General features: G+C 50.9%; 13 protein-coding genes. 10 read left to right on the top strand and 3 right to left on the bottom strand.

Annotated elements, in window-relative coordinates:
• Positions 1–87: 87 nt before the first annotated feature.
• Positions 88–2,106, bottom strand: a complete 2,019-nt coding sequence (locus ACFE8Q_RS01445; RefSeq protein ID WP_375443569.1) for a 7TM-DISM domain-containing protein — start codon at positions 2,104–2,106, stop codon at positions 88–90.
• 166 nt (positions 2,107–2,272) lie between these two features.
• Here ACFE8Q_RS01445 and ACFE8Q_RS01440 point away from each other — a divergent pair, with 166 nt between their 5' ends.
• From ACFE8Q_RS01440 to nadD, 10 genes are all read left to right on the top strand, one after another.
• Positions 2,273–2,854 carry a thioredoxin family protein gene (locus tag ACFE8Q_RS01440; RefSeq protein WP_375443568.1) on the top strand — a complete coding sequence of 194 codons (582 nt, stop codon included), beginning with the start codon at positions 2,273–2,275 and terminating at the stop codon, positions 2,852–2,854.
• A 106-nt stretch (positions 2,855–2,960) separates the two neighbouring features.
• On the top strand, positions 2,961–4,625 hold the full coding sequence (locus ACFE8Q_RS01435; RefSeq protein ID WP_375443567.1) for an amidase: 1,665 nt from the start codon (positions 2,961–2,963) through the stop codon (positions 4,623–4,625).
• 168 nt (positions 4,626–4,793) lie between these two features.
• The gene (locus ACFE8Q_RS01430; protein WP_375443566.1) at positions 4,794–6,098 is read left to right on the top strand and encodes an aminotransferase class I/II-fold pyridoxal phosphate-dependent enzyme; all 1,305 of its coding nucleotides are present in this window, start codon (positions 4,794–4,796) and stop codon (positions 6,096–6,098) included.
• 136 nt (positions 6,099–6,234) lie between these two features.
• Positions 6,235–6,417, top strand: coding sequence for a histone H1 (locus ACFE8Q_RS01425; protein ID WP_375443565.1), 183 nt, complete (start codon positions 6,235–6,237; stop codon positions 6,415–6,417).
• 301 nt (positions 6,418–6,718) lie between these two features.
• Positions 6,719–7,744 (top strand): rod shape-determining protein, encoded by a 1,026-nt coding sequence (locus ACFE8Q_RS01420; protein WP_085411377.1) that lies wholly within the window; start codon positions 6,719–6,721, stop codon positions 7,742–7,744.
• Between the two features lie 220 nt (positions 7,745–7,964).
• Positions 7,965–8,804: a rod shape-determining protein MreC gene (gene mreC / locus ACFE8Q_RS01415; RefSeq protein WP_375443564.1), complete on the top strand. Its 840-nt coding sequence runs from the start codon at positions 7,965–7,967 to the stop codon at positions 8,802–8,804.
• Positions 8,805–8,840: 36 nt separating this feature from the next.
• Entirely contained in the window at positions 8,841–9,347 is a 507-nt protein-coding gene (locus tag ACFE8Q_RS01410; protein ID WP_375443563.1) for a hypothetical protein, read from the top strand.
• 259 nt (positions 9,348–9,606) lie between these two features.
• Positions 9,607–10,224, top strand: a complete 618-nt coding sequence (locus ACFE8Q_RS01405; RefSeq protein WP_085411381.1) for a sigma-70 family RNA polymerase sigma factor — start codon at positions 9,607–9,609, stop codon at positions 10,222–10,224.
• A 608-nt stretch (positions 10,225–10,832) separates the two neighbouring features.
• Positions 10,833–11,432, top strand: coding sequence for a guanylate kinase (gmk, locus tag ACFE8Q_RS01400; protein ID WP_375443562.1), 600 nt, complete (start codon positions 10,833–10,835; stop codon positions 11,430–11,432).
• Between the two features lie 70 nt (positions 11,433–11,502).
• Entirely contained in the window at positions 11,503–12,090 is a 588-nt protein-coding gene (nadD, locus tag ACFE8Q_RS01395) for a nicotinate (nicotinamide) nucleotide adenylyltransferase (RefSeq protein WP_375443561.1), read from the top strand.
• A 12-nt stretch (positions 12,091–12,102) separates the two neighbouring features.
• On the opposite strand, the gene ACFE8Q_RS01390 is transcribed toward nadD, so the two are convergent.
• Entirely contained in the window at positions 12,103–12,483 is a 381-nt protein-coding gene (locus ACFE8Q_RS01390; protein WP_375443560.1) for a hypothetical protein, read from the bottom strand.
• Positions 12,484–12,533: 50 nt separating this feature from the next.
• Complete coding sequence (locus ACFE8Q_RS01385) at positions 12,534–13,109, bottom strand: hypothetical protein (RefSeq protein ID WP_375443559.1); 576 nt, start codon at positions 13,107–13,109, stop codon at positions 12,534–12,536.
• Position 13,110 lies beyond the last annotated feature (1 nt).

Below are 13,110 nucleotides of genomic sequence, written 5' to 3'. Positions count from 1 at the left end.
CCAAAACGAAACTACGTATTGACGTTGCGAATCCAACAGAGCAGTTATAGAACCGTTCAACTGGCCGGCAGCCAGTCAGGTACGTTGTCAGGTTACTTTATCAAGTCCCTTGCGCACTACGTCGACAACGGTGCCGCCGTGTTCATAGATTCTGAATTGACCACCCAGTTCTTCGGCCCTCCGTTTCATGTTGTGAATCCCGTAATGGCGATCATCGAACTGACTACCATTATTGCTTAGTCCCCGTCCGTTATCATGGATGGTGAGGTGAAAGGCACCATCCGAGCGGGTAATGAGCTGAACATCAGCGTGGGTAGCTTCGGCATGTTTGACTACGTTGCTGAGGGCCTCCTGCACAATTCGGAAAAAATTGAGTACCTGCACCGACGAGAGTGGCTCGCCCGAATCGCCTTCGATATGCACATCGACTTCCAGGCCATTGATTTGCTGCACGTACCGGTTTACGTACTGATTTAGCCGCTCCTCAAATTCATCGACCGTAAAGCTTTCCTGATTGATAGCCCAGATCGTTTCGCGGAGCGTCCGAATGGCTTCGCGGGCGTACCCCACCACCGACCGCAACTCATCGGCGAGGCGCGGCATCCGGCTATCGGTGTCTACACCAAGGCCCTTCCCACTCAGAACCGGCACCTGCTCGGCCTGCCGACTGATGTGCAACAGGCTGGTAATCATCAGGGCCAGTTGCGCCCCTACGTTATCATGCAGATCGCGGGCGATGCGCTCTTTCTCTTCCAGCATGTTGTTTCTCATAGCCAGGGACTGTACTTCGCTCACATACGAAGTCCGCTCCTGTTCGCGCTGATTGCTCAGCAGCTTGTCGTTATGGTCGCGCATTAGTTTATACCGATACGCCAGACCGAACGTTAGGGCAAGCACTTCAAACAGCGCGGCCACGGCATACCAGCGAAAATCGACCAGCGGGCCGTAGGTAGGAATCAGGCCAAAATTGGCCAGCACCTGACCGAAGTTCAACAGGTAAAACGGCGATACCGCGATCAGGTACAGCCAGCCCGCCGCCACATAGTACCGCTGCCCGATGCTGACCACCACAAAGGCCCCGATCATGGGCATGGGAAGCCAGTACAGGAGTGTAAAAATCCGCATGAACGCCACTTCTACACCGGGTGGGTACGTTGTTACAACCTCGGCGGTCAGCATCAGGATACAGGCAAGTCCCGCCCACAACCCAACCGTACTGAGCCGGTGAAGCCAGCGGGCATTTGTTCGGTGCAAGGGTAAAAAGGTACGGATGAATACCAGTTGTGAATAGAACAGCAACAGCGGAAACAGGAAATAGATGTTTTGACGAGGCAACCAGAATTGGGCATCAAAGGCGAGTTGGTTCATAAACCCGTCGTTGATAAAGAAAAACCCGATCAGGCAAAACACGCAGAACATGTAGCTCCAGTAGATGGAGTCGCGGGTGGTAATAAAAAAGAAGAGGCTCATCACCGCCACAAACAGCAGCGATAGCAGAATGCCGCCCCAAAACAGGTATTCGCGCGGCATGTTGGCAACGTACCCGGCTTCGCGCCAGAGGCCTATCGGGATCACCTGCGTGCCCCGCAGCTTGTACACACGCAGGTAGGCGACTCGATCGGCACCGGCGGGTATGGTTACCGGAAAGCTGAAATTACGGTCAGGAACCGGGCGGGCTTCGATAGGCGTTCGCCAGCCCAGCACCGGTGAGCTGGTCAGGAGTGAATCGTTGGCCGGGTCGACCACCGAAAGCTGGATTGAGTCGAAACACCAGAAATTAATGCGGGTATAGAGCCGGATGGGCTTGCGCGTGGCATTCTGAATCCGAAAGCGAAGCCAGATCGGGTTGGGATGGGCCGTTGCGCCGGTGTAGCCAACATTGGGTACCATCCGGCCAACCGGTTTAAACGCTTTATGCTGGATCGTGGGAAACGACTGCTGCCGGGTTGAATCGATGTACAGACTCAACGCCCCGTCAATGGATAAGACAGCCTGAGGATCATCAGTATCAGTCAGCACGACCACATCCGTAGTCTGCCCATAAACTAGCGGCAGGCCGCACAGCCATAGAAAAAATAAAAGACTGGGAGGGCGCCAGTTTCGCATGGCTCATAGTTGGTTATTGCCAAAAATAACCGGTGGGGGCAGTTGAGCAAGAAACAACTGATGGAAAGGTAATTATCCCAGCCCCCAACCACCGATTCAGCAATTCCGGCCCGTTTTTTGCCGTTATAACGACGATATTTGTCAAAATCGTTAACATCTCCTGCTCATGCGTTTGTCTGCTTTATTGCTCACCCTGCTGCTTGCTGGCCTGTTTGCCTCCTTCCGCCCCTCGGCCGATCGGTACGTGGCCGATCCGCCCGCCCGCGAAGGCAAAAAAATAAACTGGATCAGTTTCAAGGAAGCACACGAGTTAAATCAGAAAGCCCCGCGCAAGATCATCATCGACGTGTATACGGGCTGGTGTGGCTGGTGCAAGGTGATGGATCAGAAGACCTTCAGCCAACCCGCCATCATCGACTACGTAAACGAACATTTCTACGCCGTAAAACTCGATGCCGAGCAGGATGCCGACATCACCGTTGGCGGTCAGACATTCCGCAAGCAGGGCAACGCCCACGAACTGGCCGTCAGTCTGTTGCAGGGAAAGATGAGTTACCCGTCAACCGTTTTTCTGGACGAAAAGATGGCGATGATCCAGCCCATTGCCGGGTATCTGGAGCCGCGTATGTTCCATCAGGTGATCACCTATTTTGGCGGCAATTACCAGACCAAAGAGAAGTTCGACGACTTCAAGGCAACTACGTATGTGAAGGAGTTTCAACCCGCTATGCCTCCTGCGGGAAAATAGTTTTCTGTTTACAGGCTACAGTTTTCCGTTACACTGCTTATTATCGTGTTGTTGAACAGCAGCATAACAGAAAGCTGTAGCCTGTAAACAGAAAACTAGTTACTTCATGCACAAACAAATACGTCTTCTTCTCATCTGCGCGGTTAGTTTTACCGCCGGTGCGTTCATTACCAGCTACGACGACCCCAAACAGCCACTTACTGCCGAAATGGCCGATGTGGCGGCTAAGGTGTTTGGTCTTTCCTTTACCCGGGCCGAGCGCGATTCCATGCTCGACAACCTTACCGATCAGCGTCGCGATTTCGAGACGATCCGGACCGTTAAGCTGACCAATGATGTGGCGCCCGCCCTGTATTTCAACCCGCTCCCTACAGGCTTTGTCCTGCCCACCGGTGCCAGTTCGTTCAAAGCGTCGGCACCGGGCCAGGTACGTCTGCCCGCCAGCCGCGACGAGTTGGCGTTTTATACGGTAGGTCAATTGGGTGAACTGATTCGAACGAAGCAGATTTCGTCCGAAGCGCTGACCCAGTTTTTTCTAACCCGCCTGAAAGCCTACAGCCCGAAGCTGTTCAATGTAATCACCCTCACTGAAGAACTGGCTCTGCAACAGGCTCGCCGCGCCGATAGCGAGATTAAAGCCGGTAAATACCGGGGACCGCTACACGGGATTCCGTACGGAGCGAAAGATTTGCTGGCCCGCCGTGGCTACAAAACAACATGGGGCTCCGTGCCATACAAAGATCAGGTGCTTGATTATGATGCTACAGTCATTAAACGCCTGGAAGATGCCGGTGCCGTACTATGCGCCAAACTGGCGATGGGCGAACTGGCGATGGGCGACGTCTGGTTTGGAGGCAAAAGCCGTAACCCCTGGAAATCGGAGATGGGTTCGAGTGGCTCATCGGCGGGGTCGGGTAGTACCGTAGCGGCCGGGCTGCTACCCTTTGCCATTGGCACCGAAACGCTGGGTTCCATTGTGTCGCCATCGACCGTTTGTGGCGTCACGGGCCTGCGCCCAACCTACGGGCGAGTAAGCCGCCACGGAGCAATGGCTTTATCCTGGTCGATGGATAAGATTGGCCCCATGACCCGTTCGGTTGAGGATTGCGCCCTGGTTTTCAACGCTATCCAAGGTCCCGACAACCTCGACCCAACGGTGCAGAACGTACCATTCCGCTACGCGCCGCAACCTTCGTTGAAAGGCATGCGGATCGGTATCGTGCAAAAAGCCTTCGACAGCGACTATCCCAACAAAGCCAATGATAAGGCCACGCTTGAGCTGCTTGCCAAACTTGGTGCTACCCTGGTTCCCATCGAACTTCCTCCTTTCCGCTATGGTGCTCTAACCCTGATCATCGGTGTTGAAGGAGCCGCCGCCTTCGATGAACTGACCCGCTCGAATCGCGATAGCCTGATGGTGCGGCAGGGCAAATCAGCCTGGCCCAACGAGTTCAGATCGTCGCGTTTCATTCCGGCGGTCGAGTATTTGCAGGCCAACCGTATACGTACCCAGTTGATCAACCAGATGCATGATGTGCTGAAAAAAGCGCAGGTCGATGTGTATATCTCGCCCACGTATGCGGGCGGCAACCTCACGCTTACCAACCTGACGGGCCACCCCTGTGTGGTCTTACCGAACGGATTCAACGCGCAGCAAACCCTTACCAGTATTACGTTCAACGGGCAACTTTTCGCCGAAGGGTCTGTACTGGCCGTTGCCAAAGCCTATCAGGATGCGACAGATTGGCATAAGAAACACCCTGTTTTGTAGGGAATAATGTATAATGCACAATGTACAATGCATACTGGCTTCGCCTGCTGGAGAGCGTCTCCAAGGCGAAGCCAGTATGCATTGTACATTGTGCATTATACATTATTCCCTAAATTTGCACTAAATAGATCGAAAACAGGGCTTTAGGCCCTTAAACGGCATCATAAAGTGGATTTATTTGAGAAACTACGCAACAACCTCGGCCCAATAGGATCGAATTCTGTGCTCTTTGACGGGCATCACTACTTTGCCTTTCCACGCCTGACCGGCGAGTTGGGCCCCCACATGATGTTCTTCGGTAAGCGCATGCTTAACTGGAGTTTGAACAACTACCTGGGTCTGGCCAATCACCCCGAAGTACGCGAAGCCGACGCAAAAGCCGCCGCCGACTGGGGTCTTGCCTATCCGATGGGCGCTCGTCTCATGTCGGGCAATAGCGATCTGCACGAGGAACTGGAACAGCAGTTGGCTACGTTCGTTGGCAAACAGGACTCGTTCCTGCTCAACTTCGGCTATCAGGGCGTTATGTCGGCCATCGAAGCACTGGTTGACCGTCGCGACATTATCGTGTATGACGCCGAGTGCCACGCCTGTATCATTGACGGTATCCGGCTGCACAAAGCCAAAATGGGCGACTATTATAAGTTCAACCATAACGACATGGCCAGCCTGGAGACCAACCTGAAGCGGGCAACCAAAAAAGCGGCCGAAACCGGCGGTGGCGTTCTGGTCATCAGCGAAGGCGTTTTTGGCATGTCGGGTAAAATAGGGAGCCTCGACAAGATTGTTGCCCTGAAAGAAAAATATGAATTCCGGCTCTTCGTAGACGATGCTCACGGCTTCGGCACGATGGGCGCTACCGGCGCAGGCGTTGGCGAGCACTTCGGCTGCCAGGACGGCATTGATGTTTACTTTTCAACATTCGCCAAGTCAATGGCGTCCATCGGCGCGTTTGTGGCCGCTGATGCCGACGTGATCATGTACCTGAAGTACAACATGCGGTCGCAGATTTACGCTAAAGCCCTGCCAATGCCACTGGTTGTGGGGGCCATGAAGCGGCTGGAGCTGATCAAAAAACACCCCGAACTACGCGAGAAACTGTGGGAAAACGTACGGGCGCTGCAAAGCGGCCTGCGTGAGCGGGGCTTCGACATTGGCCAGACAGAATCACCGGTTACACCTGTACTATTGCAAAATGATGGCGGTATTGTAGCGGCTACGGCGATGGTGCGCGAACTGCGGGAAACCTATGGCATTTTCTGCTCAATTGTAACGTACCCAGTCGTTCCAAAAGAAATTATTATGCTTCGCGTAATTCCAACAGCGGCCCACTCGCTCGACGATGTTGCCTACACGCTTACCGTTTTCAGTGAGATCGTCGAAAAGCTGAAAAATGGTTACTACGTACAGCAAAAACCTACCGGAATGGCTGAAATGGCACAAATCGGGGTTACAGAGTCTGCCGCTGAGTAAGGGATAGGGGTTTAAGTTGTATTATTCGGTTATTTTTTTGACAGTGCTCTTGCGGTGTATACGAGAATAACTATATTTCGCCCAAATACGCGTTTTTAGCGCATTTAAGCACTTTTCACACTTAAACCCCAATCGTATGACACGCTTTGAGGAAGTAAAAAACCTGATTATGTCACTCGAAGGCGACTTCGACAAATTCTATGACAAGAAGAATCAGGCTGCCGGAACTCGTGTACGGAAAGGTATGCAGGACCTGAAAACGATGGCCCAGCAGATCCGTTCAGAAGTTCAGGACCAGAAAAACGAGGCTGCGAAATAGTTTGTTTTTCTTGCCATTATCAATCAAACCCGCCCGAACACCTCTGTTCAGGCGGGTTTGGCGTTTACAGGCTGACAATCACGCGTAAAAAGAAAAGTCCATTTAAACAGTGGGCTAAAGTTGTCTTTTATTATCCCTACTTTTGTATAATCAACGGAAACGTCGTTTACTGTCATTCATGGTTATTGATTGCCATTCATAGTTTTTTAGCGAAAAAGCAAATGAATGACGATGAATAACAACCAATGACTACGAATGACACTATCTTACAAGCATAGTATTTATACGTAACCAGCCTGAAATGGGACTTTTTAATTTTTTGACCAGCGACATTGCTATCGATTTGGGTACGGCCAACACCCTTATTATTCATAAAGACCGTATTGTAGTCGACGAGCCGTCGATCATCGCCATGGACAAAGTCAGCGGTAAAGTGCTGGCAATTGGTCACAAAGCGATGCAGATGCACGAAAAGACGAACGAAAACATTAAGACGATCCGCCCGCTGAAAGACGGGGTAATTGCTGACTTTACAGCAGCGGAGTTGATGATTCGGGGGTTGATTAAAATGATTGAGTCGGGCAACCGGCTATTCTCCCCCTCACATCGTATGGTCATCTGCATTCCTTCGGGCATCACAGAAGTAGAAAAACGCGCTGTTAAAGACTCAGCCGAACACGCAGGGGCCAAGGAGGTGTATATGGTACACGAACCAATCGCCGCTGCTATTGGTATAGGCATCGACATTACACAGCCCAACGGAACCATGATCGTCGACATTGGCGGTGGCACAACCGAAATTGCGGTTATCGCCCTGTCAGGTATCGTATGTGAACAATCGATCCGGATTGCCGGCGACGTATTCACCCGCGACATCGTGGATTACATGCGTCGCGAACATAACCTGCTGATCGGTGAACGCTCGGCCGAGCAGATTAAAATGGAGGTTGGCTCAGCCCTGCCCGAACTCGACAATCCACCGGCCGATTACGAAATCCGGGGTCGCGATTTGATGACGGGGATTCCGAAAGAAATCAAGGTTACCTACAGCGAAATCGCCTACGCCCTCGACAAATCGATTTCGAAGATCGAAGAAGCCGTGATGAAAGCCCTGGAGGTGTCGCCTCCCGAGCTGTCGGCCGATATTTACACCAACGGTATTCACCTGACGGGTGGCGGTGCCTTGTTGCACGGCCTCGACAAACGACTGGCCAGCAAAACGAAGCTACCCATTCATGTAGCCGATGACCCGCTTAAAGCAGTAGTGAAAGGAACCGGCGAAGTGATCAAAAATCTTGATCTCTACAAATCAGTACTGATTTCGTAACCTGTTTGTAGTCATCGTAGTGATTTTGCTGTAGGCTCCGCGCCTCGGGCCCTTCGACAAGCTCAGGGTGACAGGACACTCAAGTTCGTTCTTAACGTACCTGGGCTATCTGTCGCCCTGAGCTTGTCGAAGGGCCCGAGGCGCGGAGCCTACAGCAAAAGAAGGGCAATTGACTTTCCATGCAGACTAGAAGCACACCTTAAGACACCATTCTTTCCCGTTGGAACAACTCTTTGCCTTTATTGCCCAGAGCCGCAACTTCATTCTGTTTGTGTTGCTGGAAGTGATGTGCTTTTACTTTATCATCAATACAAACAACTACTGGAGCACGAGTTTTTTCAATACGTCGAATAAGTACGCCGCTCAACTGCTGACGTGGTCGAATACCGCACGAGAATACACCAGCTTACGGCAGGTTAACGCTGATCTGGCCGCCGAAAACCTTCGCCTCCGCACCCAGCTAACGCAACAGCAACAGGAACGCAACCCAATAGCCCCGCCCCTGTACAAAGCCGACTCTGTTTTTGCCACCCGCTTTAAATTCACGGTTGGTAAGGTTGTCAATAACACGACCACGCTCGCCAACAATTACCTGACTATCGACAAGGGTACAGCGGATGGTATCAGGCCGGGTATGGGCGTAATCTCACCCGCAGGGATAGTAGGACGGGTACGTTTCTGCAATGAACATTTTTCCGTTATCACGTCAATCCTGCATTCCGAATTCCGGGTGTCGGCAAAATTGGCCAAAGCCAACGAGATCGGTACTGCCCGCTGGCTGGGTAGCGATCCAACGCAGATGACGCTGCTCGACATTTCGCGCTATAAGCCCGTGAGTAAAGGGGATTCGGTAGTGACGTCGGATCAAAATTCTAATTTTCCACCAGGTATTCTTATTGGCCGGGTGCGAACGATCGGTGTGCAGGCAAATCAAACGTTCCACGACTTACTAATCGATCTGTCGACTAATTTTGGCAATCTGTCATACGTATACGTTGTTGAAAATAACCTGGCTACTCAGCAGGAGCAACTGGAAAAACAGGTCGACAGCGAGAAATGACCGGAACCCCGTAGTACGTAACGCCCCACCGACTAAATGACCCTTCGCGAAATTCTTGTTCTTGTTTCCCTTTTCCTGCTGTATCTGTTCCTCCAGATTCTGATCGTTCGCAATCTGGTCCTGTTCGACTATGGCTTTTGCTTCCTCTATGTAGCCTGTATTCTGCTGATGCCGAATGAGATCAGCCAGACCTGGTTGTTACTGCTCGCTTTTGCCACCGGCATAATCGTCGATACGTTCTATAATACCCTGGGCATCCACGCAGCAGCTACGGTATTGATGACGTACCTGCGCCCTCTGGTAGTACGGGTACAGATGAGCCAGCGCATCCAGGAGTCACGCGTTGTGTTTACGTTACAGGAACTGGGGTTCACCGACTTCTTTAAGTATGTGTTTGTGCTGGTTCTGATTCATCATGCCACGCTCTTTCTGATCGAGGCAGGCAGCGTATCACTTCTCGTACCAACGGCCCTCCGTACACTGGCCAGCACCTTGTTTACAACAGTAAGTATTACCCTGATTCAATTCTTCGCCAGACGATAATGAGAAGCGAACACCGGGCGGCCCAGTAATTCGTGACTTATTCGTTGCCCGGATGTCTATATTTCTGCCACGTTGATGCCCGCTGCAACACCGATGCCTTTTGTTTGGTTCTGCCATTTTGGCCGGTAAACCTTTTAGTTAAACAAAGGTTTGGTTTTTGCAGTAGACTGTATACCGGCCTCTGCCAGCGCAGTCTCTCTTTCAGAACTGCGTAAAATCTGGCGGCTGTCGAGGCAAACCGACTTTAACGCCTACTTTTATGTCGACAATGCCCGAAACTATGTCAGATACGACGCCCACTCGCGGATATACCGACGATCAGAAATACCGGATCTTCAATAAGGAGTTCATGCCTCATATTGACTCCATGTACAACTTCGCCTTTCGCCTGACAATGGACGAAGACGATGCCAACGATCTTGTACAGGATACGTACCTGAAGGCCTTCCGGTTTATCTCATCATTTGAACAGGGAACCAACGCCAAAGCGTGGCTGTTCAGAATCCTGAAGAATAGCTTTATTAACGATTATCGGAAGAAGAGTAAGGAGCCCGCCAAGGTTGATTACCAAGACGTTGAGACCACTTACAACTCGGAAGATTCAGAAACTGAGCATACGGTCGACCTTCGGGCCGAGACGGTGTCAGATCTGATCGGCGATGAAGTTGCAACAGCATTAAACTCGTTACCCGTCGATTTTCGGACGGTCATTATTCTCTGTGATATTGAAGGATTCACATATGAAGAAATGGCCAAGATCCTCGACATTCCTATCGGTACGGTACGATCTCGGTTACACCGGGCACGTAACTTGTTGAAGGAAAAGCTGCGAGATTATGCGGCTTCGATGGGTTATAACGAAAATATTGACGACTAAACCGAACTTTTACGATACAGACTTTGGTTAGACCAATAGCAACAATATAACTAATTTTGGAATAAATGAAATTTTTCCAATGCAAACGTCTTTGCCAACATCGTCGCCAGAGGTACCGGAGAGTATGAAACATTCGTGTGAACACCAAAGCGACTGTCTGAAGTTTATTCAATCGGTACTCGACGGAGCAGCGAGCGAACAGGACCTTGAGAAATTGAAGCGCAATCTGGAATCGTGCCAGCCCTGTATTAAAATGTACCACCTTGAGAAAGAGATGAAAGCTCTCCTTCAGAATAAGATGGAAAAAAGGTGCTGTCCAGAACGGATTATCGATGATATCCGTAGCCGTATTGCTACCTTCAATTAAGATTTTTTGAACCAATGCCTTCGGGGTAAATGAGTGAGCCAACCGGCCCCTCATTTACCCCGATTCGTTTTTTGTACCTTTGCAGAAGAAACGTCATTAGGCTTCGCCGTCATTGATTGTCATTAGGTGGTCATTGATAGCATTCATTGCTTTTTACAACAAATGCTATTAATGACCACCTAATGACAATCAATAACGGCGAAGCCTAATGACGTTTCCTTTCCATTAAACTTCCCCCCACTTGGACGGTAAACTGATCATCTTCTCAGCTCCTTCCGGCTCTGGCAAAACAACCATTGTCCGGCATCTGCTGCAATCAAATGAGAACCTGGGCTTCTCTATTTCAGCCTGCACACGCGACCGTCGCGGTCGAGCCGAACAGAATGGCAAGGATTATTACTTCCTGACACCTGACGAGTTCAAGCACAAGATCGATGCTGATGAGTTTGTGGAATGGGAAGAAGTATATGTTGGCGCTTTCTATGGAACGCTCAAATCCGAAATTCAGCGAGTATGGGATACGGGCAAACACGTGCTGTTCGATGTAGATGTGCAGGGAGGGTTGAAATTAAAGCAATATTATGGCGACCGTGCGCTGGCCGTTTTTGTAAAGGTGCCTGATGAAGAAACCCTGCGACAACGCCTGATTGGCCGGGGGACAGAAACGGAAGACAGTCTGTCGAAACGCCTGTTCAAAGTCCACTTTGAAATGTCGTTTCAGGATCGGTTCGACGTAGTGCTGGTGAACGACGACCTGGAAGAGTCATTTGCGAAAGCCCAAAAACTGATCGACGACTTCATCAACGAAGGCGTCGTCCCCGCGAAAGCAACGGTAATTTAACGTTTGTATCTTCCGTCCTCTGTTGCTCTGTTTCGGCTCAGGTACGTTCCTTGGCAGCGGACTTTCTTTTATGAAAATCGGCCTTTTCTTTGGTTCGTTTAACCCAATACACGTTGGGCATTTGATTGTGGCGAATACAATGGCCACCAGTACCGACCTGGAGCAGGTTTGGTTTGTCGTGTCGCCGCAGAATCCGTTTAAGAAAACGAAAAGTTTATTACACGAATTTGATCGGCTCGACATGGTTGAGCGCGCTATTGCAGACAATAGCCGCCTGAAGGCCACTGACGTGGAGTTCTCGATGCCGAAGCCCAGTTACACCATCGACACATTGGATGTGTTGAGCCGGAAGTTTCCGCAGCATACGTTTAAGCTCTTAATGGGCGAAGACAACCTGGACCAGTTTGCGAACTGGAAACAGTACGAACGGCTGCTAACCGAATTTGGCCTCTACGTATACCCTCGACCGGCTCGCCCTGGCGAACTGGCAAAACCTTCGCCCTTCCGCAATCACCCAGATGTACGCCTGATCGCCGCGCCATTGCTCGACATTTCGGCCACCTACATTCGCGAGGCCATCCGGGCCAACCGCTCCATCCGCTATATGGTGCCCGATGTGGTTGAAGAAATGATTGAACGGAAAAAGTTTTACGTATGACGTTGAACTCGCCTACGGCGTTCCGTTCTGAGTTGACACTTCCGTTACCATTCCAACGGAATTAACCCGAAGGGCTACGCTTTTAGCCGCTGACTTAGCTCCGGTATTCTCGCTACAATGCGGGCCTTTCTCCACGTAATACACATAGATTTTTCCGTTCCGATCAGTGATTTCATTTACATCGGGGCGGCCGAGCATCTTACCCAGATCATTGACATGAATACCTTTGAACTGGTCGCGTACAGTTGTAAAATTTGCCAGCAAGCCCTGGCGAACGCCGTTACAGCCGCCCCGATCGTTACGCCAGGCTTTCAGGTCTAACGTACCCAGCTTGTCGGGGCCAGCGCAGCTAAGCAACAGGGTTACTAATCCAAGCACAAATATTGATCTCATAGAATTCATCAGGTGATGGTATAGATTAACTGGCTGGAGAATGATTAAACTTATAATCCTTTTGGATTGAAAAGGGAAGGTACCTTACGTCCAAACCGGCTATTATGTCTTTTCACGCCCTTATGAAGATTTATTAATGAAGCGATATTGAATACACCGGTAACGGTGATACCCGTAACTACGCCTATTCCTGAAACCCTGATCACCTCTCCGTTTGGCCCACCGTACGATGATTGACGCCCGGCAACCACATTTCCCAGTGAAAAGACCAGGCGCGTTACCGAATAGGTGAAGACAGCTAACGGTACGGCCGTAGCTATCGCCGATATACGTGCCCGGCGCCCCTGTCTGTGAGCCCGCTCAATCGGCAACTGCACCAACGAGTCAGGAGAAGAACGTAGCGGAAACATCCGATTCGATACCATGTAAACGCCAGAATTGAACCGCAAAAGGGGCAGTGAGAAGAACGAAAACACCTCCTCTGCCGGGCCTGTAGCAGCCAGAAACTGCTGCACAGCAACGGAATCTATCGATTGCGAACGGGCGGAATGGGGCTGTTGAGCCGACGCTAAGCCATGAATCAGGCCGAAACCTACGCAGAGACAAACACAAAGTCCAGCCTTCATA

Source organism: uncultured Fibrella sp., from assembly GCF_964250085.1.
In the GTDB taxonomy this organism is placed as follows: domain Bacteria; phylum Bacteroidota; class Bacteroidia; order Cytophagales; family Spirosomataceae; genus Fibrella.
This window is presented reverse-complemented; position numbering and strand designations above follow the sequence as displayed.